The following is a 25,914-nucleotide window of genomic DNA, read 5'->3' on the forward strand; positions in this document are numbered from 1 at the left end:
TGGTAACCGGGGCTGAGACCAAGGGCGGAGCCCGACCCTCCCTCCACCGCGGCAACGACACTGGACCACCTTTTCCACCGCGGCAACGAACCCCACCCACAACCGCCAAGCATCCCTTCCCCACCAGCCCCACCACCCAACCCGGAGCCCTCAACCACCCCAACCCTCCGCCGCCCCGGTCCCACAGCGCCCTCGCGGTTTCCGGAGTTTGTCAAGGCATCTTTTCCGCCTTGACAAACTCCGGAAACCGTACGAGACGATCGCGCGACCGGGGTGGTGGAGGGGGGCCCACGCCCCCGGATCACACAGCGATGAGAACCCGGGCCACCGCCACTCCCAGCGGTGGTGGCCGATGTGACTCGGGGACCCCTGGATTTTGACCCTTTGATCGGGCTGAAGGGCAGGTGGTGTCAAGCAGCCCGATCAGCGAGGGCAAGGATCAAATCCCCGACTGAAATCGGCCACGCTTCAGAGAAGACCCCGACCCGCCTTGGTCGGCCCGCACTCTATTTGATTACTTTGAAGACCGTGCACGTCCAGTGTCCCCCCGTGTGTTCCAGTCTCGCGACCAGTGCGTGCACCCTGTTGTTTCTGGTCAACGTGCCCGATATCTCCGCCGCCGTCGGTGCCACTCGGCACAGGCGGATTCTGCCGAGGCGTACGCGCCCTGTCTCCACCGGCAGTTCTCGTGCTGCCTTTTCGTCCATCAACCCTATGAGTTGTCGTGGTGCTCGGCGGCCGTCCAGGGCTTCCGCCACGAACGTGAGTATTCTGCGTGCGTCTTCCTCGGTCAGGCGGCGTTCCGGTGCTGTTCGCATCGCCGGTATTTCCGTGTTCGCTCGTGGTGGCGGTTGCAGCGACCCCAACGTTCGCAACTGGGACGGCACATCGACTCCTGTGGACCTGGTGATCTGTCGCAGGTACCGAGTGCCCATCGCTCCGAACCGGACCGTGATCACCCGATCCGGTGAGCGGCGTAGGTTGCTCCTGTGCTGCGTGGACTGGTGTTGGACTTCGGTGGGGTGCTCACCGACTTCGGTGATGGGTTCGCCGTCGAGCCGCCGTTGTTGACGGTTGTTCGGGAGGTTCGGGCGCGCGGGTTGTCCACCGGGCTGCTGTCCAACGCGGACGGGTTGTGGGCGCCCCCCGCCGAGTGGGACGGGTTGTTCGACGTCGTGGTCGTGTCCGGCGAGGTGGGGTTGGCGAAGCCCTCCGCCGCGATCTACTCGTTGACCGCCGAGCGCCTCGGCCTGCGGCCCGAGGAGTGCGTGTTCGTCGACGACCTGGCGGTCAACGTGCGGGGTGCGGCGGCTGTCGGGATGGTGGGGGTGCACCACACGTCCATTGCGGTCACTGTTGGCGAACTTGCTGTGCTGCTTGGGTTTCCGCTGCTACCCTGAAGATCAACTCATCATGACGTCAGGTGGTTCAAGCCCTTGCTCAGCGCTCGGTCAGTCCTGGTCCTGGTGGAGCCGCAGCAGCGGATCCTCGACATGCCCCTCGCCCCGATCGGGGGTTCGGCCGTGGTGGACGCGGTGGTCCGGCTGCGCGACGCGTTCGACCGGGCCGCCGCGCCGGTGGTGATCGTGCGGCACCTGCGCGGCGACGGCGCCGACGACGTGGTCGAGTCGCTGGAGCCGGGGCGCGGTGAGCACGTGGTGACGAAGACCGGGGTCGACGCGTTCAGCGGTACGCGGCTGGTGTCGGACCTGCGGGACATCGGGGCGAAGTCGGTGGTGATCGCCGGGGTGTCCACGAAGCACGGTGTCGGCGGCACGGCGGCCAAGGCGTTGGCCCTGGGGTTCGAGGTGACCGTGGTGTCCGACGCGACCGCGAGCGCGTCCGTCGAGGAGCACCAGGCGACGCTGTGGCGGCTGAACGAGGACGGGGTGGCCGTTCTGACGGTCGACGAGGTCCTGGCTCGCTGACACCCTCCGTGAACCGAGCGCGGTGGTCGGGTGCACCCGCGCGGAGCGCGTTGTTCTGCTAGGGGCATTCCGGATGTCCGCACCGGTCACAGCCCGCGAGAGAACCCGCCCCTTTTCGGTCATTGTCCGTCATCACCGCGCCTGCGTAACGTCAACGGCGTCGACGGTTGAGGTGAAGGGGGCGAACAGGTGAACACCAGTCACGAATTGTGCGGTTCCAGCCCCGTGGCTCGAATGCCGCCGACCACGGGACGCTGACACGGGAATTCGATCCGGCGCTCGCCGCGCCGTGGTGGCGATCGTGTCGTGACTCGCTGGACCCGCCGCTGGAAAACGCGGCGGGTCCAGTCGACTACCTACCCGCTTCGCGCCTGCGGACGACCTCGAAGCACAGGACGGCGGCGGCGCTGGCGACGTTGAGCGATTCGACGCCCGCGAACATCGGGATCGACAGCCAGCCGGTGACGTGCGGGCGGACGTCGTCGGAGATGCCGTTCGTCTCGCTGCCGAGCACGAACGCCGCCCGCTCGGGCAGGTCCGCGGTGTAGATCGACTCCTTGGCGTTCGCGTCCAGCGCGAACAGCGGGTAGCCGTGGGCGCGGAGGTTCGCGGCGGCCTCGGCGGCGGTCGCGCAGCGCAGCATCGGCGCGCGGAACGCGACCCCCGCGGACGCCTTGACCACGAGCGGGTCGATCGAGGCGACGCCGCGCCGCGGCACGACGATGCCGTCCATGCCCGCCGCGGTGGCGGTCCGCAGGATCATGCCGACGTTCGCGGGCGTGGTGATCCCGTCGAGCACGAGGACACCGCGCGGTCGCTCCGGGCCGTCCAGCGCCAGGTCGAGGGGGAGCATCCGGGGAGCGACCACGTCGGCGAGAACGCCCTGGTCGTGCCGCCCGTTGCCCGCGAGCACCTTGACCCGCTGCTCGGTCGCGCGCTGCACGCGCACCCCGCGCCGCTTGGCCGCGTCGAGGATCTCCCTGGCCGCCGCGCCGCGCGCGGTCTCGGCGAGCACCACCTTGTCCACGTCCAGGCGCGGGTCGTCGAGCGCTTCGAGGACCGGCTTGCGGCCGTAGACGGTGACGAACTTGTCCTTGGGGGAGATTTCCACGTGCAGAAGGGTGCCATGCCCGTTCAGGGGCTTGCATTGGCGCCGTCAACCATGAGGATCGTCACATGAGCTCGGGCGAGCGCAGCGTTGCGCACCGCGCCCGCCTCTTGGCCAGTGGTCAAGAGGCGGACGTCTTCTTGCGGCCGGACGGCCTCCTGGTCAAGCACAACCGCGACGGCCGGGACCTCGATCCCGAAGCCGAGCTGATGCGCTACCTGCGCAAACGCGGGATTCCGGTGCCGAGGGTCCACGGCGTCGAGGACGAGGGCCTGGTCATGGAGTACGTTCCCGGCCCCCGGATGTCGGTCGAGCTGGACCGCAGGCCGTGGCGCGCCGCCGCGCTCGGGCGCCAGCTGGCCGAGCTGCACCACCGCCTCGACGACGTCCCGGCCCCCGACTTCCTGCCCGGCTCGCCGAAGGGGGCGCTGCTGCACCTCGACCTGCACCCCGGCAACGTCGTGCTGGGCCCGGACGGCCCCGTGGCGATCGACTGGGCGTGCGCCGCCCGCGGCGACCGCCGCGTCGACCTGGCCCTGAGCTGGCTCGCGATGGCCGTCGGCAAGCTCCGCCCCGTCCGCCGCGCCGCCAGGGCGCGCCTGGTCAGGTCGTTCCTCGCCGGTGTCGACGACGCCGTCCGGCAGGCCATGCCCGCCGCCGCCGAGATCCGCCTCGCCCGCCACGACCGCGACCCGGAGGAGGTCAGGGCCGTGGAGGAACTGGTCGAGCGCTGCCGCCGTCCGTGACGGACGACCTCGGTGTTCCCCGGTCCCCGACCGGCGGCGGGCTAACCTGACCCCATGCCCGATCGCCTGTCCGCGTTGGACGCCTCGTTCCTGTACCTGGAGGACGCCACGACGCCGATGCACGTCGGTGGGGTCGCGGTGTTCCGGAGACCGAGGACGGGGTTCGACTACGACCGCCTCGTGGAGCTGATCGAGCAGCGCCTGCCGCTGGTGCCGAGGTACCGCCAGAAGGTCGTGCACGTCCCCGGCAGGCTGGCCAGGCCGGTGTGGGTCGACGACCCGGACTTCGACGTGACCTACCACGTGCGCAGGTCCGCCCTGCCCAAGCCGGGCAGCGACGCGCAGCTGCACGACCTGGTGGCCCGGCTCATGTCCCGCCCGCTCGACCACACCCGTCCCCTCTGGGAGACGTACCTGGTGGAGGGCCTGAAGGGCAACCAGATCGCCGTCATCACCAAGACCCACCAGGCCGTGGTCGACGGCGTGGGCGCGATCGAGATCGGCCAGGTCATGCTGGACGTCTCCCCGAGCCCGCGCAGGCCGCTGGAGAGCCTGTGGATGCCCCAGCCGGAGCCCAGCGGCCTCCAGCTGGTCGCCGACGCCGTGGCCGAGGCCGTGCAACGGCCGGGTGAGCTGGTCGAGAACGTCCGCTCGGCCGCGATGGACACGGTCGCCACCGTGCAGAAGGTCGCTGGCGCGCTGGGCGGTCTGGCCTCCGCCCTCCGCACGGCGTCCACCCCGGCGCCGGGCAGCCCCCTCAACGTCCGCATCGGCCCGGCCCGCCGCTTCGCCGTCGCGCGCGGCACCCTGGAGCAGTTCCGGGCGATCCGCCGCGCCCACGGCGGCACGGTCAACGACGGCGTGCTCGCGGTCCTCTCCGGGGCCATGCGCGCCTGGCTGATGTCGCGGGGCGAGGTCGTCTCCGCCCACACCACCATGCGCGCGATGGCGCCGCTCTCGGTGCGCGACGAGGACGGCTCCAACGGCGTGGCGGCGTTCCTGGTCGACCTGCCCGTGGGCGAGTCGAACCCGGTCGTGCGCCTGCACCACGTCAGCCACGCGATGCGGGCCCACCAGGAATCCGGCCAGTCGGTGGCGGCGGACACCCTGGTCAAGGTCTCCGGCTTCGCCCCGCCGACCCTGCACGCCCTGGGCGCCCGTGCGGCCAGCTCGTTCTCCCGACGGCTCTTCAACGTCGTCGTCACGAACGTGCCCGGCCCCCAGGTGCCCCTCTACGCGGCAGGCGCGAGGATGACCGAGATCTTCCCGGTGGTCCCGCTGGCGAAGAACCAAGCCCTGTCGATCGGCGTCACGTCGTACGACGGTGGTGTTTACTTCGGTCTCAACGCCGACAGGGACGCGATGTCCGATGTGGACGTTCTAGCTGCGATGGTCGAGGAATCCGTGGAAGAACTGATGGGGACGGTATCGGAATGAGGGTCTACCTTCCGGCGACCGTGGCCATGCTGCGCGACCTGGTGGACACCGGTGAGTTCCGCCCGGTGGGCGGCACGGCGTTCGCGCTGACACCGGCACTGAGGGAGTCCTACGCCGCGGGCGACACGGAGGAGCTGGAGTACGCGGCCATGCTCGACGCGGCCCGCGCCTCGATCCGCCTGCTGGCGGCCGAGCTGGGCACGGACGACAAGGCCATGCCGAGGCGGGCGGTCGTCTCGGTGGACGTCGACGACGTGAAGCTCCGCCCCGACCTCGACTTCTCGGTCGTCAAGGTCTCCGGTCCGGTGCCGCTGGAGCTGGTGGCCGCGATCCACCTGGACACCTCGGAGGCCGAGGACGCGGTGCGCGCGGCGGCGGAGGTGATCGACGAGGCCGACCTGGGCGACCCGGACGCGGAGTTCACGCTCGGCAGCGCGGAGGACCACGAACTGGCCTGGTACGCGCGTCAGGAACTCCCGTTCCTGCTGGACCTCATGTAGCGCCCCTCCGAGCGGGGTGGGGAGGGGGTGCTCGAAGTCGGGGTCACATCCCCTCGGCGGGCTCCCACAGCTCGATCCGGTTGCCCTCCGGGTCCACGCACCACCCGAACCGCCCGAACTCCGAGTCCTCGGTCTGGGGCAGCACCTCGACGCCGCGGGCCTTCAGCTTGGCCAGCAGGATCCGCAGGTCGTCCACCCGCAGGTTCAGCATGGCCCGCTGCCCCGGCTCCCCGAGGTAGTCGGTGTTGTTCGCGAACAGCGCGATGGTCGTGGTCCCGGGGTTGTCCTCGGTGGACGAGTCGACCCAGTGGAACGTCACCGTCCCGTGGTCGTTCATGGGCACGCCGAGGTTGTCGCGGTACCAGCCGGCCAACCGCGCGGGATCCCTGGCGCGGAAGAAGACGCCGCCTATTCCCGTCACCTGCGCCATGGCGCGCAGGCTACCGCGCACCCCCGTTCCGGGGACATGGGCGCACCTCCCCGTACACCCGAACCGGTTAACACCCCCATCCGTTCATACGAACCGCGATGAGTTTCCACCCCCGAACGGGTCATCACCACGGACAGAGGAGGTACCCACGATGGCCGACGACTTCATCAGGCTCTCGGACCCGTTCCGCCGCGAGCTGCTCGCGCACTGCTACCGGATGCTGGGCTCGGTGCACGACGCCGAGGACCTGGTGCAGGAGACGTACCTGCGCGCGTGGAAGGCCTACGACCGGTTCGAGGGGCGGTCGTCCCTGCGGACGTGGCTGTACCGGATCGCGACCACCGCGTGCCTGACCGCCATCGAGAAGCGCGCCCGCCGCCCGCTGCCCACCGGCCTGGGGTCGGACTCCGACCCGGAGGACGACCTGGTCGACGGCACCGAGGTGCTGTGGCTGGAGCCGGTGCCGGACGAGCTGGTCGGCGCGGACCCGGCGGCGATCGTGACCGAGCGCGAGACGATCCGGCTGGCGCTGGTCGCCTCGCTCCAGTACCTGCCGCCGCGGCAGCGGGCCGTGCTGGTCCTGCGCGACGTGCTCAGGTGGCGGGCCGCCGAGGTCGCCGAGCTGCTGGGGACGTCGACCGCGGCGGTCAACAGCATCCTCCAGAGGGCGCGGGCGCGGCTGGCCGAGGTGACCGAGGACGCGGTGGTGGAGCCGTCGACCGCGGCGCAGCGCGAGCTGCTCGACCGGTACGCGGCGGCGTTCGAGGCCAAGGACATCCCGGCGATCGTCGGTCTGTTCACCGCCGACGTCGTCTGGGAGATGCCGCCGTTCAGGTCCTGGTACCGCGGTCCGGAGGCGGTCGCCAGGCACCTGGAGATCCGCTGCCCCGGTGAGGTCCGGGTGGTGCCGACGCGCGCGAACGGCCAGCCCGCGTTCGGCCTCTACCTCAGCGGGAAGCCGTTCAACGTCCAGGTGCTGGAGGTCGGGGAGAAGGGCATCACCCACGTGGTCAACTTCCTCGACACGTCGCTGTTCGAGGTGTTCGGCCTGCCGCCCTCGGTGGCGACGTGAGCCACGTCGACCTGCTCGAACGCGCCGTCACCTACACGCTCGGCTGCCTGCACGGGGTCACCCCGGCCGCCCTGTCGCGCCCGACCCCGTGCCGCGACTGGGACCTGCGGGCGCTGCTGCGGCACCTGGTCGACTCGCTGGCGGCGCTGCGGGAGGCCGCCGACGACGGGCACGTGGACCTGGAGCCCGCGGCCGTCGACCACGACGACCCGGTCGCCGCGGCCCGCGACCACGCCCGGCAGGTGCTCGGCGCGTGGACGGCCCGCGACGGCCGTCCCGCGGTGTCCGTCGGCGGGTGCCCGGTGACGACGGACGTCGTGGCGAGGGCGGGCGCGCTGGAGGTCGCCGTGCACGGGTGGGACGTCGCCCGCGCGTGCGGCGACGTCCGGCCCATCCCGCGCGCCCTCGCCGACGAGCTGTACCCGGTGGCGCTGCTGCTGGTCAGCGACGCCGACCGGCCCGCTCGCTTCGCCGCGCCGCTCCGACCGGAGACCCCGGCCGACCGGCTGCTCGCCTACCTGGGCCGCGGCACTAGTCCGGGTACTCCTCCAGGCCCGCGCGCGAGCTGAGCAGGCGGCGCAGGGAGTCCAACCGGCCCTGCGTCGCCACGCCCGTGGTGACCAGCTCGTCCAGCACGCAGTCCGGGTCCTCCGGCGCGCCGAGGTGGCCGCAGCCCGACGGGCACTCCTCGGCCATCTCCCTCATGCCGGGGAACGCGGCCACGATGTCGGTCGGCGTGATGTGCGCGAGCCCGAACGAGCGGATGCCCGGCGTGTCCACCGCCCACCCGCCCTCGGGCAGCGGCAGCGCCACGGTCTGCGTCGACGTGTGCCGCCCCTTGCCGACCCCGCTGACCACGCCGACCGCCCGGTTGGCGCCCGGAACGAGCTGGTTGATCAGCGTCGACTTGCCGACACCGGAGTGCCCGATCAGCGCGGACACCCTGGTGGCCATCTGCTCCCGCAGCGGCTTCGGGTCCTCGTCGGACCTCGTCACGACCACCACGAGGTCCAGTTCGGCGTACGCGGCGAGCAGCTCGTCCGGGCTCGCCAGGTCGGCCTTCGTCAGGCACAGGACCGGCGTCAGCCCACCCGCGTAGGACGCCACCAGGCACCGGTCGATGAACCCGGTGCGCGGCACGGGGTCCGCCAGCGCCGTCACGATGATCAGCTGCTCGGCGTTGGCGACCACGACCCGCTCGAACGGGTCCGTGTCGTCCGCGGTGCGGCGCAGCACGCTGCTCCGGTCGGCGACCTTCACGATGCGGGCCAGCGTGTCCGGCTGCCCGGACGCGTCGCCGACCAGACCGACCCGGTCGCCGACGACGACCGGCGTCCGCCCCAGCTCCCGTGCCCGCATCGCGGTCACCAGGCGCTCCGGGTCGTCGTCCAGCGCGCACGTCCACCGCCCGCGGTCCACGCCGACCACCATCGCGGGCACGGCGTCCGCGTGCTCGGGGCGCTTCTTGCTGCGCGGCCGGGTCCCCTTCCCCGGCCGCACCCGCACGTCGGACTCGTCGAGCTTGTGCCAGTCGCCACGGCTCACGTCAACGGACCTCGTTGAGCATCGTCGCCCACATTCCTGGGAAGTCGGGGATCGTCTTGGAGGTGCTGCCGATGTCGTCGACCTCGACGCCCGGCACGACCAGGCCGATGATCGCACCCGCGGTGGCCATCCGGTGGTCGGCGTACGCGCGCCACGGCCCGCCGCGCAGCGGCTTCGGGTCGATGACCAGGCCGTCCTCGGTCTCCTCCGCCGCTCCGCCGACGCCGTTGATCTCGGCGACGAGCGCCGCGAGCCGGTCCGTCTCGTGGCCGCGGATGTGCGCCACGCCGCGGATCCGCGTCGGCCCGTCCGCCAGCGCCGCCAGCGCGGCGACGGTCGGGGTCAGCTCGCTCTCGTCGTGCAGGTCGATGTCCAGGCCCGCCAGCCGCTCCGGCCCGCGCACGGTCAGCCCGCGCTCGTCCAGCACGACCTCGCAGCCCATGCGCTGGAGGATGTCGCCCACCGCGTCGCCCGCCTGGGTCGTCTCGGTCGGCCAGCCGGGCACGGTCACCTCGCCCCCGGTCACGGCCGCCGCCGCCAGGAACACCGTCGCGTTGGACAGGTCCGGCTCCACGTGCCACTCGCGCCCGCGCACCGGGCCGGGCGCGACGGTCCAGGTGTTCGGCTCCCGGTCGTCCACCTCGACGCCCGCGGCGCGCAGCACCTCGACGGTCATCGCGATGTGGGGCAGCGACGGGACGGGTTCGCCGTCGTGCAGGACCCGCACGCCCCGCTCGTAGCGCGCACCGGACAGCAGCAGGCCCGAGACGAACTGCGACGAGCCGGACGCGTCGATCGTCACGTCGCCGCCGCGCAGGGAGCCGGTGCCGGTCAGCGTGAACGGTAGCCCGTCGCCCGCGATGTCCGCGCCCAGCGCGCGCAGCGCGGACAGGACGGTGCCCATCGGCCGGAGCCGCGCGTGCGGGTCGCCGTCGAACCGGATCTCCCCGGTCGCGATGGCCGCGGCGGGCGGCAGGAACCGCATCACCGTGCCCGCGAGGCCGCAGTCGACGTCCGCCGGTCCGCGCAGCTCGCCGGGGGTGACGTGCCAGCTCCCGTCCTGGCCGTCGGTGACGGCGACGCCCAGCGAGCGGAGCGCCTCCACCATCAGCGTGCTGTCGCGGCTGCGCAGGGGCGCGTGCAGCACGGAGGGGCCGTCGGCCAGCGCGGCCAGCAGCAGCAGGCGGTTGGTGATCGACTTGGAGCCGGGCACGGGTACCGTCGCGCGGACGGGGCCGTTGGCGGTGGGAGCGGACCACTGCTGAGTCATGGGTCGATGATTGCGCATGGGGCGGTCGAGGGGTCGCACCGGTGCCGGCGACGTGCGACGATGGCTTGCCCAGAAGTTGATCTGGCGCGGAGGTGATCTGGAGTGTGCGGTAGGTACGCCTCCACCAAGGACCCGGCGCTGCTCGCGGCGGAGTTCGACGCGGTGGACGCCACGGAGGGCGACGCCCCCGGTCCGGACTACAACATCGCCCCCACCAAGAACGTGCTGGCCGTGGTGGAGCGGCACCCCCGCGACGCCGACGGCGAACCCGACCCGACGGTCACGGAGCGCAGCGTCCGCGTGATGCGCTGGGGTCTGGTGCCGCACTGGGCGAAGGACATGTCCGGGGCCGCAAAGATGATCAACGCGAGGTCGGAGAGCGTCCTGACCAAGCCGTCCTACCGGGACAGCGCCGCCAAACGCCGCTGCATCCTCCCCGCTGACGGTTGGTACGAGTGGCAGCCGGGCGAGGGCAGGAAGCAGCCCTTCTTCATCAACCCCGACGACGGCTCCAGCCTGGCCATGGCGGGGATCTGGTCCGTGTGGTGGCAGCCGGACGAGGAACTGGGCCGCAAGGCCGTCATCACGTGCGCGGTGCTGACGACGGACGCCGTCGGCGAGATGGCGTCGGTGCACCACCGGATGCCGCTGCTGCTGCCCGCGTCGCACTGGGGCGCGTGGCTGGACCCCGACTCCGCGGACCCCTCCGCGCTGCTGGCGCCGGACGAGGCGCTGGTGGACTCGCTGGAGCTGAGGCCGGTGTCGATGGCGGTCAACAACGTCCGGAACAACAGCCCCGAACTGATGGACCCGATCTCGCTGTCGCCCGCCGAGATGCCTGAACCGACGCTGTTCGAGCTGTCATGACCAGCACCCTCGTCGACACGCCGCACGGTCCCGCTCGGGCCGAGCTGCACTGCTCGGCCGAGGGGAGGGCGGCCCTGCTGCTGGGGCACGGGGCCGGTGGCGGGATCGGGGCGCCGGACCTGGTCGCGGCCACGCGGGCGGCGGTGGACGCCGGGGTGCACGTGGCGCTGGTCGAGCAGCCGTACCGGGTGGCCGGGCGGAGGGCCCCCGCGCCCGCGAAGCAGTTGGACGTGGCGTGGTTGGCCGTGGCCGAGGACCTGGGTGTGCGCTGGTTCGACGGGATGCCGCTGCTGTTCGGGGGGCGGTCGTCCGGGGCTCGGGTGGCCTGCCGGACTTCGGTGGAGGGGTTGGCGGTGGCCGTGCTGTGCCTGGCCTTCCCGGTGCACCCCCCTGGGAAGCCGGAGAAGAGCCGGGCCGGGGAGCTGGCGGGGGTCGAGGTGCCCACGTTGATCGTGCAGGGGGAGGCGGACCCGTTCGGGAGGCCTGAGACGGCTCATCACCGGGAGGTGGTGCTGTTGAAGGGGGACCACTCGTTGAAGGCTGATGCCGAGGGGTTGCAGAGGGCTGTTACCGGGTGGCTGGATCGGGTGTTGCGGCCGCTTGAGGTGTGAGGGTGGTTGTGGGGGTGGGCCGTGGGTGTCCGGCTTCCGGCGTGGGTGGGGCTGTGGGTGCCCGGCTTCCGGCGTGGGTGGCCGATTTGACCCGGGGCCCCTCGATTTGCCCCTTTGCCGGGCTTGAAGGGGCAGGTGGGAAGCCCTTGCCCGACAAATTTCAAGGGCAGATCCCCCGAGTAAGATCGGCCACTGTTGCGTGGTGGGGTTGCGCTCCGTAGCTGGTCGGCAGTCGGTCCCTGCTGGTCCTCTGCGGGTCGCCTCACGTTGCTGGTGCTGCGGGGTGCTGGTGCTGTGGGCGCTGCTCGTCTTTGGCGCTGCTCAGGCTGAGATATTGGCTACCGCCGCGTTGGTCAGGCGGGTCAGGTCTGCTGGGGCGATCTCCACCTCCAGGCCCCTGCGGCCCGCGCTGACGAAGATCGTCCCGAAGTTCGTCGCCGAGGTGTCCAGGACCACCGGTAGGCGTTTCTTCTGGCCCAGTGGTGAGATGCCGCCCGCCACGTAGCCGGTGGCCCGCTCTGCCGCTGCCACCTCGGCCATCTTGGCCTTCTTGCCCTTGAGGGCCGCGGCCAGTGCTTTCAGGTCCAGCTGGTTCGTCACGGGGACCACGCCCACTGCCAGGCTGCCGTCCAGGTCCACCACCAGGGTCTTGAACACCTGGTTCGGCAGCAGGCCCAGGGCTTCCGCCGCCTCCAGCCCGTAGGACTCGTGGCGGGGGTCGTGTGCGTACGAGTGGAGGGTGTGGGCCACGCGCTGCTCGTCCAGCAGGGCTGTGGCGGGGGTCCCGCGTCCGGCCATGGAGGAACGATATCGGGGGGAATGCCGGAGTTCCGCGTCGCGTTCGGAGGAGTGTGGTTACCGAGGTGATGGAGCAGCGGCCGGTGGACGGCCCGGCGGACCAGGTCCGCGTATTCTGGGACCCGTCCCAGCCAGCAGTAGCCGTCGCGCCATCATCGGGTCGGCGGGAGAGGAGCGCGGTGCCCGCCACCCGTTCGCAGGCCAACCCGACGGATGAGACACCCGCGGAGCGGGCTGCTCGCTTCGAGCGCGACGCGATGCCGCTGCTCGACCAGTTGTACGCCGCCGCTCTGCGGATGACGCGCAACCCGGCCGACGCCGAGGACCTCGTGCAGGAGACGTACCTGAAGGCCTACGCCGCCTTCGCCTCGTTCTCGCAGGGCACGAACCTGAAGGCGTGGCTGTACCGGATCCTGACCAACACCTACATCAACGGGTACCGCAAGAAGCAGCGGCAGCCGTTGCAGCAGCCCACCGACGAGATCACCGACTGGCAGTTGGCGAAGGCCGAGAGCCACACGTCGCGCGGTCTGCGGTCGGCCGAGGTCGAGGCGATGGACCTGCTCCCGGACAACGACGTGAAGGAAGCGCTCCAACGTCTTCCGGAGGAGTTCCGGATCGCGGTATACCTTGCTGACGTCGAAGGCTTCGCGTACAAGGAGATCGCCGAGATCATGGGCACCCCCATCGGCACGGTGATGTCCCGGTTGCACCGGGGGCGTCGCCAGTTGCGCGAGCAGCTCTCCGACGTCGCGCGCGAGCGCGGTTTCCTGCGCAACGGTCAGCCCGAGGAAGAGGTGGCGGGGCGATGAACTGCGGCGAACCCCACGACACCGACTGCTCGGAGGTCCTCTCCGAGGTCTGGTTGTTCCTCGACCAGGAGTGCGACGTCAAGCGCAAGGAGCTGCTTCAGAAGCACCTGGAGGAGTGCCACCCGTGCCTGGAGCAGTACGGCATCGAGGAGCACCTCAAGATGCTGCTGGCCCGCAAGTGCGGGGGTGAGCACGCGCCCGAGACGTTGAAGGAGCGGTTGCGCGCGCGCATCCACGAGACGCTGGCGCAGCACGGCGCCGTCGAGGTGCGGTCGACCACGATCAAGGTCGTCGAGGAGTAGCGCTCCTCCGACCGCCGCCGTCCACGTGGGACGTGCGACCGCGGAACGCGAAAGGCCCTCCGGGACAGTCCCGGAGGGCCTTTCTTCGGCCTGCGATCAGGCGTTGGGGCGCTTCCCGTGGTTAGCGCCACCCTTTTTGCGATCGCGGCGCTTGCGGGCACGCTTCGACATGGGTGTCTCCTTGAGCATCTGGTCAACTGCTTCTCCTCAGTGTGACACGCGCTCGACCGGGCACTGGCAGGGGTCTGAACCGTGGTTGTATGACGCGTGTCCACCCTCACGGATCTGCTCGCCGAGCACACCAGGCTGTCCGGCGCGGCAGTCGACCACCTCCAGCTCGTCGTGGCCGAGTGGCAGCTGCTCTCGGACCTCTCCTTCGCGGACTTCCTGCTGTGGGTGCCGCTGGACGACGCCACGTTCCTCTGCGTCGCGCAGGCCAGGCCGACGACGGCGCCGACCGCGCACCCCGAGGACGTCGTCGGCAGCTCCATGCAGGTCGAGGAGCACCCGCAGCTCCGGCGCGCGATCATCGAGTCGCGGATCTGCCGCGAGGAGGACCCGCTGTGGCACCTCGGGGTGCCCGTGCGGCGCGAGACGATCCCCGTGCGGCTGGGCAAGCAGGTCATCGCGGTCATCAGCCGCAACACGAACCTGGCCGTGCCGCGCGTGCCGAGCCCGCTGGAGATCTCCTACCTCGGCAGCGCCGCGGACCTGTGCCAGATGATCGCGGACGGCACGTTCCCGACGACCGAGCCGTCGCCGGACGTGCACACGAGCCCGCGCGTCGGCGACGGGTTCATCCGGCTCGACGCGGCGGGCGCCGTGGTGTTCGCGAGCCCCAACGCGCTGTCGGCGTACCACCGCATGGGCCACGCGTCCGACCTGGTGGGCGTGCACCTGGCGCCGCTGACGCGGTCGCTGATCGACGACCCGTTCGACGCGACCGAGATCGCGCACCGGTTCCGCGCGGCCGTGGACGGCAACCCGTCCATGCGCATGGAGGCCGAGTCGCGGCGCGGGGCGTCCGTGCTGTTCCGCGCGCTGCCGCTGAGGCCGCGCGGCAACCCGGCCGGTGCGCTGGTGCTGTGCCGCGACGTCACGGAGGTCCGCAGGCGCGACCGGGCGCTGATGTCGAAGGACGCCACGATCCGCGAGATCCACCACCGGGTGAAGAACAACCTCCAGACCGTGGCGGCGCTGCTGCGGTTGCAGTCGCGGCGCACGAGCAACGAGGAGGCGCGCGAGGCGCTGGCCGAATCGGTGCGTCGGGTGACGTCCATCGCACTCGTGCACGAGACGCTGTCGATGTCCGTGGACGAGCGCGTGGACCTGGACGACGTCGTCGACCGGGTGATTCCGATGATGAGCGACGTGGCCACCACGGAGACCCAGGTGTCGGTCCGCCGGGAGGGGCCGTTCGGGGTCGTGGCGGCCGAGTTGGCGACCCCTCTGGTGATGGTCCTGACCGAGCTGGTGCAGAACGCGTTCGAGCACGCCTACGCCCCTGGCCAGCGAGGGGAGGTCGTGGTGCACGCGGAGAGGTCGGCCCGCTGGCTCGACGTGGTGATCGCCGACGACGGCAAGGGACTGCCGCAGGGGTTCTCGCTGGAGCGCACCGAACGGCTCGGTCTCCAGATCGTCCGGACCCTCGTGGAGTCCGAACTCAGGGGTTCCTTGAGCTTGCGGCGGAGGCCGCGAGGCGGTACTGAGGCGGTCCTGCGCGTGCCGCTCCGGGGCCGGCGCTAAACTGTTCTCCGTGCACACGTGGCGACCCGCCTCAGCGGCGCCTCGTGGTCATGCGGGAGGGTGTGCAAACAAAAACTGAGGGCCCGACACCTGGCACGGTGTCGGGCCCTCAGTTTGTCCTTGGTTTCGGTGCCAACTGCCGGTCTTGCGACTCAGGCGTTGCTCCGGGCCCGCGTGCGGGCGTTGCGGCGCTTGAGTGCGCGACGTTCGTCTTCGCTCATCCCGCCCCACACACCGGCGTCCTGGCCGCTCTCGAGTGCCCACGCGAGGCAGTCGGAGACGACGGGACAGCGGCGGCAGACGGTCTTCGCCTCGGCGATCTGCAAGAGCGCAGGACCGCTATTCCCCACGGGGAAGAACAGCTCGGGGTCCTCGTCGCGGCAGATTGCGCGGTGGCGCCAGTCCATTGGAACTACTCCTCAGCTAGGCGCGCTCGAAGGCACGCCGATCGTCAGCGGTCGTTTTGGGGTGCTTGTGAATGCTTTCACGAACGGCGGGGATGTCAAGGGGTTAGCACTAACCCGGTGAGTGAACTCACCCAAAAGATCGACACCGTTCACCAGCGGTTTCACTCTACGAAGTTCGCGTCCGATCGAACATCGCAGGTCGGTCGCAAGATCATCACGCAGAGGTCACACGGCGACCGTGAGAGCTTCACGAACGGACGTGAACTCGACTTCGGTGCAATCGCCGAGCAGGTCGCCGTCCACCTGGAGGTTGACCGGCTCCTTGCTCGTCACCCGAACATATTCAACGTCGTCGCGGCGCAGGAGGTTCCCGCCCTTGGGATTTCCTTCTCGCACGAGCAGGTGGCCCACGTACCGCAGCACCGTCGGCAACCCGAGGTTGCGCAGCGCGAAGAGGCCGAGGTCGTTGTCGAACGACGTGGACGGGTTGAGGCGGATCGCCTTGCCGCCCAGGTAGGTCCACGGGTCGGTGTTCGACACGAACGCCATCCGCAGGTCCGTGATCGGCTCCTCGTCGGGGATCCGCACCGTGAGCGAGGGGGTGCGCCTGCGCTGACCGACGTAGCTGGCCAGCGCGGTGCGCGCGTAGAGGGAGGGGCTGGCCTCGCGGCCCTTGGCGCGCTGCTCCTCGACGTTCGCGACCACGTCCGCGTCCCAGCCGACACCGGCGTTGAACGTGAACCAGCGGTCGTTGTCCGCGGTGGTGGAGGCGGGCGGGCCGCTCGACGCGACCCTGCCGAGCCCGACGCGGCGGCTCGTCCCGTGCTCGATCGCCTGGAGCAGGCGGTAGGTGGCCTCCACGGGGTCGCGCGGCAGCCCGAGGGCGCCCGCGAAGACGTTCGCGGACCCGCCGGGGACCACCCCGAGCATCGGGAGGTCCGGCGAGAGCCCGGCGCGGAGCATGCCGTTGACGACCTCGTTGACCGTGCCGTCGCCACCGTGGGCGACGACCATGCCGTACCCGTCGAGGACGGCCTGGGCCGCGACGTCACCCGCGTGGCCCCGGTACCGCGTCTCGACGACGTCGAGCTTCACCGTGCTGGCCAACGCGTGCGCCAGCACGTCCCGGCCTCCGGCCGTGGTCGAGGTCGCCTGTGGATTGACCACCAGAAGTGCGCGCACACTTGCAGAGTAGGACAGCGCGTGACCGCGGACGGTCCGCGCATCCCTCGTCCGAGGGGCGCCATGCGCACTGGAGTGGTCCAAATCTCCTTTCCACCGCGTCGCAGCCCCGTCTACGGCAAGTGCACCCCAGCGGACCGCCGGCAAGCCGAAGACCCCTTGATCTTCGCCCCTCCGGCTGCCGGATGGGAGGCCCGGACGGGTGGCCTACGATCCGTGACGACCACAGACCGTTATGCACCGTTGTGAGGGGCTCGCAGGTGGCGATCCAGACCCAGGTCCCGGCGGCCGTGCGGGTGGCCGGGGCCATGACCGCGCTCCAGGGGCTCGCGGGCATCGCGTTCGCCGTCGCGCTCGTCGTGCGGGCCTTCGGCGGCGCCGAGTCGACCGGCAAGGTCCTCGGTGAGGCGGCCTACTTCACGGTGCTGTGCGCGGGCGTGCTCGCCGCGGGCATCGGGCTGGTGCTCGGCAGGCGCTGGGGCCGGACGCCGTCGATCGTCGTGCAGCTCCTGCTGCTGGGCGTCGCCTGGTACGCCTACGGCCCGTCGGGGCAGCAGCTCGTCGGATCCCTGATCGGCATCTACGCCGTCGTGGTGATCGCGCTGCTGTTCACCAACCCGGTTCGGCGCTGGACCCTCGGGGTGGACGAGCCCGACGCGGAGGAATAGGCCCGTTCGACTGGTTCTTCCGCCGGAATAGCCCGATTGGTGCGATTGGTGCTTTTGGCTCCCCTCCGAAGGTCGGATGGTTCGCCAACTATCGGAGGGTGTCCCGTGTCACTCGAAAGCGTGACGCTGAGGGTGGTGAATTCACCACTCCCTGCGTTCGTTAGGTGACATCACATGCGATTCAAGCGCACCCTGTCCGCGCTGATCGGTGGAGCCACGGCACTCGTGGCCTTCGCCTCCCTGGCGCCCGTCGCCTCGGCCCAACCGGCTCCCGGCGACGTGACCCCGTTCATCATCGGTGGCGGCACCGCGTCCAACGCCCCCTGGGCGGCCCGGCTGTTCGCCAACGGCCGCGAGAACTGCTCGGCCACGATCATCGCGCCGACCTGGATCCTGACCGCGCAGCACTGCGTGGCCAGCTCGGCCACGTACACGTTCCGCGTCGGCAGCCTCGACCAGACCAGCGGCGGCACCGTGGTCAACGCGGTCAGCATCACCCAGCACCCGTCGGCGGACCTCGCCCTGGTGCGCATCGACCGCTCGGTGGGGGGCACGTACGCGCCGCTCGGCACCACCACGGCGGTGCGCGCGGGCCAGACCGTGCAGCTCTACGGCTGGGGCGCGACCTGCACCAACCAGCCCGAGATCAACTGCCAGTCGCGCTACCTGAAGGTCGCGGACACCACCGTGACCAGCGTGACCGGCCGCGACTACCGCGGTGGCATCGCCGTGTCGGTGCGCCGCGGCAACGGCATCGCGGCGGGCGGTGACTCCGGCGGCCCGATGTTCGCCACGAGCCCGGCCGACGGCCGCTACTACCAGGTCGGCGTGGCCTCCACGAGCGACCGCGCGACCGTCTCGAACTACACCAACATCACCCGCTACCGCCCGTGGATCCAGTCGCTGGCAGGCGTCTGACCGGTTCGCCCGGCCGAGGGGTCTTCCCTCGGCCGGGTTGGCCAGGCGGCTTCCACCAGTAATAATCACCCTACGTGTTCACTTTTGGCGGATGGACACGAACGGAGTAGCCGGATACCGTGCGACGACGAGTTCGCGCTGCTCCGGGACGTTCCAGGGTGAGGTGTGCGGTGCAAGAGCGCCCGAAGCGGGTGTCGGCCGGTGGTGGCGTCGAGCGCCCGAACCTGGCCCGGCTCTTCGACTACTACCTCGGTGGCGCCCACAACTTCGCCGTCGACCGCGAGTTCGCCGAGCGCTCCATCAAGTTCTTCGCCGCCGACGACGCCGCCCGCACCACCCGGTCGTTCCTGCGCCGCGCCGTCCACCTCTGCGCGACCGCGGGCATCCGCCAGTTCCTCGACCTCGGCTCGGGCATCCCGACCGCGGGCAACGTCCACGAGGTCGTCGAGCGCGTCGACCCGAGCTGCCGGGTCGTCTACGTCGACAACGACGCGGCGACCGTCGCGCACGGCCGGACGATGCTCCGCACCAGCACCACCGCCGCGGTCGTGCACGCCGACGTCCGCGACCCCGACGCCGTGCTGAACGCCCCCGAGACCGCTCGGCTGCTGGACCTCGACGAGCCCGTCGCGGTCGTGATGGTCGGCATCCTCCCGTACCTGTCGGACGACGACCGGCCCGCCGACGTGGTGGCGAAGTACCGCGAGGCGGTGGTCCCCGGCAGCAGGCTGGTCGTCTCGCACCTCACCGCCGACCTCGAACCCGAGATGATGGGCAAGCTCGTCCACCTCGGGACGCTCGCGGGCACCACCCTCACCCCGCGCGGCGAGGCCGCCGTGGCGGAGCTGTTCACGGGTTTCGACGTGCTCGCGCCCGGCGTCGTCCCGGCGGGCACGTGGCACCAGGACGGCGAGGACACGAGCCCGTCCTCCTGCCTGTCCTACGGTGCCGTCGGCGTCCGGCTGCCCTGAGCCGAACTGGTCGGCGGATCGCCGCGAACCTCCGGTGGACCTACGATCCAGGCTGGTCGGCACTTCGGAGGGGGAATGCCGTGGACTCCGCGATGACCCTCAGGCCCCACGTCGTGTCGACCCAGGCGGGGCTGCTGTGCGCGCTGCTCGCCGCGCAGGCGGGCGTGCAGCTGCTGTCGATCGCCGTGCCGTTCCTGCGGTACTTCGCGGTGCTGCTGTTCACCTGCGCCGCGCCGGTGCTGCTCGTGTGGCTCTACCGGGTCCGGCGCAACGCCGAGGTGCCCGGCCGCGTCCACCGCTGGAGCCCCCGCTGGGTGGTCGGGATGTGGTTCGTGCCCGGTCTGAACCTGTGGGCGCCCCACCAGGCCGTCGCCGACGTCGCCGCGGCGGGCGTTCCGGAGTCCCGGCGCGGCGAGGTGACCCGGCAGGTCCTCGCCTGGTGGCTGTCGTGGCTCGTCGGCCTGGCCGCCACCGCCGGGAGCGCGTGGCCGCCCACCGCCCCGCTGCTGCCGCCGTGGGTCGCCGCCGTGTTCCTCGCGCTGGCCAGCGCGCTGCTGATCGTCGTCGTGCGGAGGCTCACCGCGTTGCACCCGGTCGACGAGAGGTTGATCGGGGGGAGGTGACCGGGTTCCCCCGCACGTGTTGCCCCCACGTGCGGGGAAACCGCTTCCAGGTCAGGCGCGCGCGGCGGCCGGGCCCCGGTAGGTCGCGCTGCCGAAGCCGAGGATCGAGTAGCCGATGACGCTGAGGAAGCCGAGCAGGACGATGCCGAACGCCGCACCCTTGCCGAAGGACTTCGCGATGTCCACGAACACGATGAAGGAGATCACGATGTTCACCAGCGGGATGAAGAACAGCACCAGCCACCAGCCGGGACGGCCCGCGACCTTGAGCATGGTGTAGATGTTGTAGAACGGGATGATCGCGGCCCAGCCGGGCTTGCCCGCCTTCGAGAAGACCTTCCACATCGCGATGATGGTGAGGAGGCCGAAGAGACCGCCGATGATGCCGGGGACGATGAAGGCAGAGCTGTCCACGGTAGCGGTGGTTTCGTAGTTCACGAGGTGTTCCTTCCGAAACCCTGGCAGCGAGTTCGCGGACACCTGTCGCCGCGATCGGGGTCCCGCTGCCGGGCACGGCGCGGAACGCTGCCAGAGCGCCGGGCGTGCTGTTCGGGGAATCGACGTTTTCGTGAGCATTTCGAGACTTGCGGGGTGGATCAGTCGGATGATCCCAGTGCCGCGAGCGCCTCGTCGGTCAGGCGGAACACCGTCCACTCGTCCATCGGCACCGCGCCGAGCGACTTGTAGAAGCCGATCGCGGGGGCGTTCCAGTCGAGCACGGCCCACTCCAGGCGCGCGTAGCCGTTCGCCGCGCACTCCCGCGCCAGCTCGGTCAGCAGCGCCCTGCCCAACCCGGAACCGCGCTGGGACGGCCGCACGTACAGGTCTTCGAGGTAGATGCCGTGCGTGCCCCGCCACGTCGAGAAGTTGAGGAACCACAACGCCATCCCGACGACCGCACCGTCCACTTCGGCCACGTGGCCGAACAGAGCGGGGGCCGGGCGGAACAGGGCGTCGTGCAGCCGCTCGACCGTGAGGTGGCAGTCGGCGCGGGCCCGTTCGTACTCGGCCAGCTCCTCGGCGAGCCCGACCACGGCGGGCACGTCCTCCGGGCGGATCCGGCGGACCGGCACTAGTCCCAGTCCCACGACGGCACGTTGAGGTGGCGCACCTGCGCGTCGCCGCGCTCGTCGCCGAGCACCGACGTGCCCGCCGGGTCGAGTCCGAAGTGGACGCCGTCGCGCGGCCCGAGGCCGAGCCAGGTCGCGATCAGCACGCGGCTGAAGTGGCCGTGGCCGACGAGCACCACGTCACCGCCGAGCAGCGCCGTCCGGACCCGCGCCACGACCGCCGACGCGCGCTCGCCGACCTGGTCCGCCGACTCTCCGTTCGGGATCTCGTGCGTCCAGACCGTCCAGCCCTCGACGGTCTCCCGGATCTCCGGCGTCGTCCTGCCCTCGTAGTCGCCGTAGTCCCACTCGGCGAGGTCCTCGGTGATGTCGTCGACCGCCAGACCCGCCAGCTCGGCGGTGCGCAGCGCGCGCTGCCGCGGACTCGTCAGCACCAGCGCGGGCGGCACCGACGTGCCGCGCAACCGTGCCAGCACCGCGCCCGCCCGCCGGGCCTGCTGCTCGCCCTTGTCGGTCAGCGGGACGTCGGTGCGACCGGTGTGCTGCCCCGATTCGGACCACGCGGTCTGGCCGTGGCGCAGCAGGTAGACGGAGTAGCGACCATTTGTGCTCACCGTCCGGATCCTAGTGCGGCCCGCACGCCGGCCGCCCTATGGCAAAACCCACTGTGATGTCACCCGTTGGTGTTTGGCCCGCTGTGCGCTGGGTATCCACCTCTCAAGACACATGGAGGTTCTGATGATCGTTCTTGGTTTGATCCTGCTGGTCGTCGGTTGGTTGGCCGGGATTTCGATCCTGACGACCGTCGGCACCATCCTGCTCGTGATCGGCGCCGTTCTCGCCGTGCTCGGGGCGGTGGGCCGTCCGATCGGCGGTCGGGCGCACTACTTCTAAGCCGACCACGCACGCACGCACCACCAGGGGCGTCCCCGTACCGGGGGCGTCCCTGGTGGTGCGTCACTCCAACGGCACCGTGAGCAGGCCGCGCAGGTAGGCCCGCAACGAGCCCACGAGGTCCACCCGGTCGCTGTTCGACAACCACTGGACCTGCAAGCCGTCCATCAGCGCGACGAAGTTCAGCGCCGCCACGTCCGGGTCCACGCCCTCGCGCAGCTCCCCCCGTTCGGCGACCACCCGGAACGACGCCGCCGCGAACCGGCGGGCCATCCGGTAGTGGTGCTCGAAGTAGTCGTGCGCCGGGTGGTCGGCCGCGACGGCCTCGGCGGCCAGCCGCGAGTACAGGTCGACGATGCCGGGGTGGCGGACGTTGTGCGCGGCCAGCGCGACCAGCCTGCGCAGCGCGTCCAGGCCGGGCGCTCCGGACAGCCGAGCGCCGTCCTCGGTGTCGCGCCGCTCCAGCACCGCCGCGAGCAGCGCCTCCTTGCTGGGGAAGTAGTACAGCAACCCCGCGTGCGTCATCCCGACCCGCCGCGCGATCTCCCGCAGCGACGAACCCCGGTAGCCCGCCTCGGCGTACGTGGCCACCGCGGCCGCCAGGATGTCCTCCCGCCGCAGCCGCCCCTTGAGATAACCCTCGCTACTGTCGGCGGCGCGCACCCGCACATCATGCCGCAGTGGGACCGAGTGCCAGGGCGACGGCTTGCTGCGGTTGTCGGGTCCCGGTCCGGTGTCGGGTTCCCTCCGGTCGTTGGGTCCGTCCGGTGTCAGGTCCCGTTCGGTGTCGAGTCCCGTCCGGTGTCGGGTCTGTGTTCTTCGTCCAGTTCCCGTTCTGCCCAGTTCCGGGACGTGCTCTCGCCGGGCGGCAGGTCTCCGAGGTGGTGCGAGGCCCCTCGGGTGGACTGTGCTGGGCCGTCGAGGTGGTTCGGGCGGCCGATGCCGCACATGCGGAACGACGCCGGTCAGCGAGAGGTCGTCTCGCTGACCGGCGTCGTCCAGAGGCCGCGGACTACGCGGCCTTGGTCTCCCAGAAGATCTTGTCGATCTGGGCGATCAGGTCCAGCAGTTCCTGTCCCTTGGCCGGGTCCATGGAGCCCTTGGTGCCGCTGGCACCGGCCGCCTTGGTGGCGCGGTTGAACAGGTCGTGCAGTTCCGGGTACTTCTCGAAGTGCGGCGGCTTGAAGTAGTCCGTCCACAGCACCCACAGGTGGTGCTTGACGAGCTCGCTGCGCTGCTCCTTGATCAGGATCGCGCGCTCCCGGAACTCCGGGTCCTCGTTCGCCTGGTACTTCTCCTGGACCGCCTTGACCGACTCCGCTTCGATCCTGGCCTGAGCCGGGTCGTAGACACCGCACGGAAGGTCGCAGTGCGCGGTGGCCTCCAGCAGTGGGCGGCGGAGTTGGCGGATGCGCGACAGCAGTCGCATCTTGCCTCCCTGACAGTGAATGCTCCGACGTGGAGGACCCTACTCCGGACAGAACGGCGCGGCAGGCGGAGGTGATCGTTGGCACCGCGGGAGGAGAACCCGTTGCCGCTGCTCCGGGTGCGTGGACCGTCGATGGTTCCCGCGGTTCGGGACGGCGACGTCGTGGTGGTGCGGTACGGGGTTCCGCCGAAGGTGGGGGACCTCGTGCTGGTGAGGTGGGGTTCGCGACCCGACCAGCTGTCGATCAAGCGTGCCCACGAGCAGCGGGGAAGTGGCTTGTGGCAAGTACTTGGCGACAACCAGTTCGGGTCGACGGACTCGCGGACCCTCGGGCCCGCGGAGGTGCTGGGGGTGGTGCGGTGGCGGCTGTGGCCGCGACCGCGGCGGCTCAGGTAGTGCGGAGCTTCGCGTACCAGGCCTCGCACTCGGCGTAGTCCGGCAGGACGCCGTCGGCCACGGCCTGGGAGAGGCCGGGGGCGGCGGTGTCCTTCTCCGAGAGGATCGGGGTGAGGTCGGCGGGCCACGGGAGGGCCAACTCCGGGCACAGCGGGTTGAGGCCGCGCTCGCCCGCGGGGTTGTAGCCCTCCGAGCAGAGGTAGGCCATCGTCGTGTCGTCCTCCAGCGCGATGATCGCGTGGCCGAGGCCCTCGGAGAGGTAGACGGAGTTCAGCGTCGTCGAGTCCAGCCGGACGACGTCGTGCTCGCCGAACGTCGGGGAGCCGACGCGCAGGTCGACGATCACGTCGAGCAGGGCGCCGCGCGGGCAGTACACGTACTTGGCCTGCCCGGGGGGCACGTCGGCGAAGTGGACGCCGCGGATCGTGCCGCGCCTGGAGGTGCTGTGGTTCGTCTGCGCCAGGCGGAGCGGGTGGCCGACCGCCTCGACGAACGCGGGCTCCTGGAACGGCGCGGCGAACACCCCCCGGTCGTCCGGGAACGCCTTTGGGGTGAATTCCCAACTTCCGGGGATTTTCGTCTCGCTCACTCGCATGTCTCCTATGGTAAAGCGCGAGGTGATCTTGACCGATTCTGCCTGCGGAAATGGATCGGGCGTTCTAATAAACCGGACGGACGTCTTGGTAAACCCCCTCTGACCTGCGGCGGAAGTGTGACGCGCACCGCAGACACAAATCTTGATGACTGTCATGCTGACCGGACCGCAGCACTCTGACCGGACGGCAAAGCGCGTTCGGTCACACCCGTCAAGGCCCCGTGGATCGAGCGTGACAACGCTGGTCGCGGTGCGCCGCCAGGCACGCACCGCAGGAGGACCAGACGTGACCGCTTTGAACGAGAACCCCGTGACCACCGCCCAGCCGACGGACGACGAGATCTTCGAGGCGCACGTCGGCGGCAAGCTCAGCCTCGGCGTGACGGCGTCGCTGGCGGACCCGCGCGCGCTGTCCATCGCCTACACGCCGGGCGTCGCGAAGGTCAGCAGCGCCATCGCCCGCGAGCCGGAGCTGGCCGCCAAGTACACCTGGGCGCACCGGCTGGTCGCCGTGGTCAGCGACGGCACCGCCGTCCTCGGCCTCGGCGACATCGGCCCCTCGGCCTCCCTGCCGGTCATGGAGGGCAAGTCCGCGCTGTTCAAGACGTTCGGCGGGCTCGACTCCATCCCGCTGGTGCTGAACACGACGGACGTGGACGAGATCGTCGAGACGCTGGTGCGGCTGCGGCCGTCGTTCGGCGCGGTGAACCTGGAGGACATCTCCGCCCCGCGCTGCTTCGAGCTGGAGGCCAAGGTCGTCGAGGCCCTGGACTGCCCGGTCATGCACGACGACCAGCACGGCACGGCCGTCGTGGCGCTGGCCGCGCTGCGCGGTGCCAACACCGTCCTGGGCAAGGACATCGCGAACCAGCGGGTCGTCGTCTCCGGCGCGGGCGCCGCGGGCGTCGCCTGCGCGAAGATCCTGCTGGCCGCGGGCATCGGCGAGGTCACCCTGGTCGACTCGCGCGGCATCATCCACGAGGGCCGCGCGGGCCTGAACCCCGTCAAGGAGGGGCTGGCCGCCGTGACCAACGGCAGCGGGCTGCGCGGCGGCATCGCGGAGGCGCTGCGGGGCGCGGACATCTTCCTCGGCGTCTCGTCGTCGCAGGTCGGCGAGGACCTGGTCGCGAGCATGGCGTCCGACTCGATCGTGTTCGCCCTGTCGAACCCGCACCCCGAGGTGCACCCGGACGTCGCGAACCGGCACGCCGCGATCGTGGCCACGGGCCGGAGCGACTTCCCGAACCAGATCAACAACGTGCTCGCCTTCCCCGGCATCTTCCGCGGGGCGCTGGACGCGGGCGCCCGCCGGATCACCGAGGGCATGAAGCTCGCGGCGGCGGACGCCATCGCGGCCGTGGCCTCGGACGACCTGGCGGCGGACCGCATCGTGCCGAGCGCGCTCGACCCGAGGGTCGGTCCGGAAGTCGCGGCCGCTGTGGCTGCCGCCGCGCGGGTTGACGGCGTAGCCTGATCTTGCAGGAGTAGGACGAAATTCCGGTCCTGGCTCACTCGTCCGTCACCTTCAGGGAGAGCGTCTCCACGTTCGTGGTAGCGCCTTACCCCGCGAAGGGGGTGGGCGATGACGC

The 25,914-nt window shown here is 70.8% G+C and carries 34 protein-coding genes; 19 read left to right on the forward strand and 15 right to left on the reverse strand.

All coding sequences use genetic code 11. From position 1 onward, the window contains the following. Positions 1 to 506 precede the first annotated feature (506 nt). Complete coding sequence (locus VFZ92_RS42530) at positions 507 to 935, reverse strand: Rv3235 family protein (RefSeq protein WP_414720066.1); 429 nt, start codon at positions 933 to 935, stop codon at positions 507 to 509. Positions 936 to 989: 54 nt separating this feature from the next. Here VFZ92_RS42530 and VFZ92_RS30795 point away from each other — a divergent pair, with 54 nt between their 5' ends. Both VFZ92_RS30795 and VFZ92_RS30800 read left to right on the forward strand, forming a co-directional pair. Beyond that, positions 990 to 1,400: an HAD-IA family hydrolase gene (locus VFZ92_RS30795; RefSeq protein ID WP_330879579.1), complete on the forward strand. Its 411-nt coding sequence runs from the start codon at positions 990 to 992 to the stop codon at positions 1,398 to 1,400. Positions 1,401 to 1,436: 36 nt separating this feature from the next. Beyond that, on the forward strand, positions 1,437 to 1,928 hold the full coding sequence (locus VFZ92_RS30800) for an isochorismatase family cysteine hydrolase (protein WP_330879580.1): 492 nt from the start codon (positions 1,437 to 1,439) through the stop codon (positions 1,926 to 1,928). Between the two features lie 352 nt (positions 1,929 to 2,280). Here the strand turns inward: VFZ92_RS30800 and VFZ92_RS30805 are convergent, their stop codons facing one another. Beyond that, complete coding sequence (locus VFZ92_RS30805) at positions 2,281 to 3,039, reverse strand: RNA methyltransferase (protein WP_330879581.1); 759 nt, start codon at positions 3,037 to 3,039, stop codon at positions 2,281 to 2,283. 65 nt (positions 3,040 to 3,104) lie between these two features. On the opposite strand from VFZ92_RS30805, the gene VFZ92_RS30810 reads away from it, so the two are divergent. From VFZ92_RS30810 to VFZ92_RS30820, 3 genes are read left to right on the forward strand one after another with little or no spacing between them, the layout of a single operon-like run. Next, the gene (locus tag VFZ92_RS30810; protein WP_330879582.1) at positions 3,105 to 3,782 is read left to right on the forward strand and encodes a phosphotransferase; all 678 of its coding nucleotides are present in this window, start codon (positions 3,105 to 3,107) and stop codon (positions 3,780 to 3,782) included. A gap of 54 nt (positions 3,783 to 3,836) precedes the next feature. Further along, the gene (locus VFZ92_RS30815) at positions 3,837 to 5,219 is read left to right on the forward strand and encodes a wax ester/triacylglycerol synthase family O-acyltransferase (RefSeq protein WP_330879583.1); all 1,383 of its coding nucleotides are present in this window, start codon (positions 3,837 to 3,839) and stop codon (positions 5,217 to 5,219) included. Next, positions 5,216 to 5,719, forward strand: coding sequence for a DUF6912 family protein (locus VFZ92_RS30820; RefSeq protein WP_330879584.1), 504 nt, complete (start codon positions 5,216 to 5,218; stop codon positions 5,717 to 5,719). The genes VFZ92_RS30815 and VFZ92_RS30820 overlap by 4 nt, the downstream gene beginning before the upstream one ends. A gap of 43 nt (positions 5,720 to 5,762) precedes the next feature. Here VFZ92_RS30820 and VFZ92_RS30825 read toward each other — a convergent pair whose 3' ends face one another. Then, positions 5,763 to 6,149, reverse strand: a complete 387-nt coding sequence (locus VFZ92_RS30825) for a VOC family protein (RefSeq protein ID WP_330879585.1) — start codon at positions 6,147 to 6,149, stop codon at positions 5,763 to 5,765. A gap of 151 nt (positions 6,150 to 6,300) precedes the next feature. On the opposite strand from VFZ92_RS30825, the gene VFZ92_RS30830 reads away from it, so the two are divergent. Beyond that, positions 6,301 to 7,221, forward strand: coding sequence for a sigma-70 family RNA polymerase sigma factor (locus tag VFZ92_RS30830; RefSeq protein ID WP_330879586.1), 921 nt, complete (start codon positions 6,301 to 6,303; stop codon positions 7,219 to 7,221). Beyond that, a complete protein-coding gene (locus VFZ92_RS30835) occupies positions 7,218 to 7,790 on the forward strand; it encodes a TIGR03086 family metal-binding protein (RefSeq protein ID WP_330879587.1) in 573 nt (190 codons plus the stop codon). Before VFZ92_RS30830 ends, VFZ92_RS30835 begins: the two co-directional genes overlap by 4 nt. Here VFZ92_RS30835 and rsgA read toward each other — a convergent pair. Next, entirely contained in the window at positions 7,753 to 8,766 is a 1,014-nt protein-coding gene (rsgA, locus tag VFZ92_RS30840) for a ribosome small subunit-dependent GTPase A (RefSeq protein ID WP_330879588.1), read from the reverse strand. The two genes, VFZ92_RS30835 and rsgA, sit on opposite strands and share 38 nt — an antisense overlap. Before the next feature lies 1 nt (position 8,767). Beyond that, positions 8,768 to 10,036 carry a 3-phosphoshikimate 1-carboxyvinyltransferase gene (aroA, locus tag VFZ92_RS30845; RefSeq protein WP_330879589.1) on the reverse strand — a complete coding sequence of 423 codons (1,269 nt, stop codon included), beginning with the start codon at positions 10,034 to 10,036 and terminating at the stop codon, positions 8,768 to 8,770. Positions 10,037 to 10,138: 102 nt separating this feature from the next. Here aroA and VFZ92_RS30850 point away from each other — a divergent pair, with 102 nt between their 5' ends. Further along, entirely contained in the window at positions 10,139 to 10,903 is a 765-nt protein-coding gene (locus VFZ92_RS30850; RefSeq protein ID WP_330879590.1) for an SOS response-associated peptidase, read from the forward strand. Then, on the forward strand, positions 10,900 to 11,514 hold the full coding sequence (locus VFZ92_RS30855) for an alpha/beta family hydrolase (protein WP_330879591.1): 615 nt from the start codon (positions 10,900 to 10,902) through the stop codon (positions 11,512 to 11,514). The genes VFZ92_RS30850 and VFZ92_RS30855 overlap by 4 nt, the downstream gene beginning before the upstream one ends. A gap of 321 nt (positions 11,515 to 11,835) precedes the next feature. Here VFZ92_RS30855 and ybaK read toward each other — a convergent pair whose 3' ends face one another. After that, positions 11,836 to 12,312: a Cys-tRNA(Pro) deacylase gene (ybaK, locus tag VFZ92_RS30860; protein WP_330879592.1), complete on the reverse strand. Its 477-nt coding sequence runs from the start codon at positions 12,310 to 12,312 to the stop codon at positions 11,836 to 11,838. Between the two features lie 179 nt (positions 12,313 to 12,491). On the opposite strand from ybaK, the gene VFZ92_RS30865 reads away from it, so the two are divergent. Then, positions 12,492 to 13,124 carry a sigma-70 family RNA polymerase sigma factor gene (locus VFZ92_RS30865; RefSeq protein ID WP_330879593.1) on the forward strand — a complete coding sequence of 211 codons (633 nt, stop codon included), beginning with the start codon at positions 12,492 to 12,494 and terminating at the stop codon, positions 13,122 to 13,124. Beyond that, a complete protein-coding gene (gene rsrA, locus VFZ92_RS30870; RefSeq protein WP_330879594.1) occupies positions 13,121 to 13,426 on the forward strand; it encodes a mycothiol system anti-sigma-R factor in 306 nt (101 codons plus the stop codon). The genes VFZ92_RS30865 and rsrA overlap by 4 nt, the downstream gene beginning before the upstream one ends. 96 nt (positions 13,427 to 13,522) lie before the next feature. On the opposite strand, the gene VFZ92_RS42535 is transcribed toward rsrA, so the two are convergent. After that, a complete protein-coding gene (locus tag VFZ92_RS42535; RefSeq protein WP_096498094.1) occupies positions 13,523 to 13,597 on the reverse strand; it encodes a 50S ribosomal protein bL37 in 75 nt (24 codons plus the stop codon). Positions 13,598 to 13,693: 96 nt separating this feature from the next. Here VFZ92_RS42535 and VFZ92_RS30875 point away from each other — a divergent pair, with 96 nt between their 5' ends. After that, positions 13,694 to 15,172 carry a sensor histidine kinase gene (locus VFZ92_RS30875; protein WP_330879595.1) on the forward strand — a complete coding sequence of 493 codons (1,479 nt, stop codon included), beginning with the start codon at positions 13,694 to 13,696 and terminating at the stop codon, positions 15,170 to 15,172. Positions 15,173 to 15,324: 152 nt separating this feature from the next. On the opposite strand, the gene VFZ92_RS30880 is transcribed toward VFZ92_RS30875, so the two are convergent. Both VFZ92_RS30880 and VFZ92_RS30885 read right to left on the reverse strand, forming a co-directional pair. Beyond that, positions 15,325 to 15,579, reverse strand: a complete 255-nt coding sequence (locus tag VFZ92_RS30880) for a WhiB family transcriptional regulator (protein ID WP_015104912.1) — start codon at positions 15,577 to 15,579, stop codon at positions 15,325 to 15,327. Positions 15,580 to 15,804: 225 nt separating this feature from the next. Beyond that, positions 15,805 to 16,761, reverse strand: a complete 957-nt coding sequence (locus VFZ92_RS30885) for a diacylglycerol kinase family protein (RefSeq protein WP_330879596.1) — start codon at positions 16,759 to 16,761, stop codon at positions 15,805 to 15,807. A gap of 260 nt (positions 16,762 to 17,021) precedes the next feature. On the opposite strand from VFZ92_RS30885, the gene VFZ92_RS30890 reads away from it, so the two are divergent. From VFZ92_RS30890 to VFZ92_RS30905, 4 genes are all read left to right on the forward strand, one after another. Continuing rightward, positions 17,022 to 17,429: a hypothetical protein gene (locus tag VFZ92_RS30890; RefSeq protein WP_330879597.1), complete on the forward strand. Its 408-nt coding sequence runs from the start codon at positions 17,022 to 17,024 to the stop codon at positions 17,427 to 17,429. A gap of 174 nt (positions 17,430 to 17,603) precedes the next feature. Then, on the forward strand, positions 17,604 to 18,347 hold the full coding sequence (locus tag VFZ92_RS30895) for a S1 family peptidase (protein WP_330879598.1): 744 nt from the start codon (positions 17,604 to 17,606) through the stop codon (positions 18,345 to 18,347). Between the two features lie 170 nt (positions 18,348 to 18,517). Continuing rightward, positions 18,518 to 19,318, forward strand: coding sequence for an SAM-dependent methyltransferase (locus tag VFZ92_RS30900; RefSeq protein WP_330879599.1), 801 nt, complete (start codon positions 18,518 to 18,520; stop codon positions 19,316 to 19,318). Between the two features lie 92 nt (positions 19,319 to 19,410). Continuing rightward, entirely contained in the window at positions 19,411 to 19,941 is a 531-nt protein-coding gene (locus tag VFZ92_RS30905; RefSeq protein ID WP_330879600.1) for a DUF4328 domain-containing protein, read from the forward strand. A 51-nt stretch (positions 19,942 to 19,992) separates the two neighbouring features. Here the strand turns inward: VFZ92_RS30905 and VFZ92_RS30910 are convergent, their stop codons facing one another. The 3 genes from VFZ92_RS30910 to VFZ92_RS30920 form a co-directional block, all read right to left on the reverse strand. Continuing rightward, positions 19,993 to 20,379 (reverse strand): DUF5684 domain-containing protein, encoded by a 387-nt coding sequence (locus tag VFZ92_RS30910; RefSeq protein ID WP_330879601.1) that lies wholly within the window; start codon positions 20,377 to 20,379, stop codon positions 19,993 to 19,995. 158 nt (positions 20,380 to 20,537) lie between these two features. Next, positions 20,538 to 21,023: a GNAT family N-acetyltransferase gene (locus tag VFZ92_RS30915; RefSeq protein ID WP_330879618.1), complete on the reverse strand. Its 486-nt coding sequence runs from the start codon at positions 21,021 to 21,023 to the stop codon at positions 20,538 to 20,540. Then, a complete protein-coding gene (locus VFZ92_RS30920; RefSeq protein ID WP_330879602.1) occupies positions 21,014 to 21,625 on the reverse strand; it encodes a histidine phosphatase family protein in 612 nt (203 codons plus the stop codon). The genes VFZ92_RS30915 and VFZ92_RS30920 overlap by 10 nt, the downstream gene beginning before the upstream one ends. Before the next feature lie 124 nt (positions 21,626 to 21,749). Between VFZ92_RS30920 and VFZ92_RS30925 the strand changes: the two genes are divergently transcribed. Continuing rightward, on the forward strand, positions 21,750 to 21,905 hold the full coding sequence (locus VFZ92_RS30925) for a DUF6131 family protein (protein ID WP_330879603.1): 156 nt from the start codon (positions 21,750 to 21,752) through the stop codon (positions 21,903 to 21,905). A 63-nt stretch (positions 21,906 to 21,968) separates the two neighbouring features. Here VFZ92_RS30925 and VFZ92_RS30930 read toward each other — a convergent pair whose 3' ends face one another. Both VFZ92_RS30930 and sodN read right to left on the reverse strand, forming a co-directional pair. Continuing rightward, complete coding sequence (locus VFZ92_RS30930) at positions 21,969 to 22,568, reverse strand: TetR/AcrR family transcriptional regulator (protein ID WP_330879604.1); 600 nt, start codon at positions 22,566 to 22,568, stop codon at positions 21,969 to 21,971. A gap of 349 nt (positions 22,569 to 22,917) precedes the next feature. Beyond that, on the reverse strand, positions 22,918 to 23,334 hold the full coding sequence (gene sodN / locus VFZ92_RS30935) for a superoxide dismutase, Ni (RefSeq protein ID WP_259627126.1): 417 nt from the start codon (positions 23,332 to 23,334) through the stop codon (positions 22,918 to 22,920). Positions 23,335 to 23,436: 102 nt separating this feature from the next. On the opposite strand from sodN, the gene VFZ92_RS30940 reads away from it, so the two are divergent. Beyond that, positions 23,437 to 23,730, forward strand: coding sequence for a S26 family signal peptidase (locus tag VFZ92_RS30940; protein ID WP_330879619.1), 294 nt, complete (start codon positions 23,437 to 23,439; stop codon positions 23,728 to 23,730). On the opposite strand, the gene VFZ92_RS30945 is transcribed toward VFZ92_RS30940, so the two are convergent. Continuing rightward, entirely contained in the window at positions 23,723 to 24,325 is a 603-nt protein-coding gene (locus tag VFZ92_RS30945) for a dTDP-4-dehydrorhamnose 3,5-epimerase (RefSeq protein WP_330879605.1), read from the reverse strand. The genes VFZ92_RS30940 and VFZ92_RS30945 overlap by 8 nt on opposite strands. A 286-nt stretch (positions 24,326 to 24,611) precedes the next feature. On the opposite strand from VFZ92_RS30945, the gene VFZ92_RS30950 reads away from it, so the two are divergent. Further along, on the forward strand, positions 24,612 to 25,799 hold the full coding sequence (locus VFZ92_RS30950; protein WP_330879606.1) for an NAD(P)-dependent malic enzyme: 1,188 nt from the start codon (positions 24,612 to 24,614) through the stop codon (positions 25,797 to 25,799). Positions 25,800 to 25,914: the final 115 nt, after the last annotated feature.

The organism is Umezawaea sp., from assembly GCF_036375055.1.
GTDB lineage: Bacteria > Actinomycetota > Actinomycetes > Mycobacteriales > Pseudonocardiaceae > Umezawaea.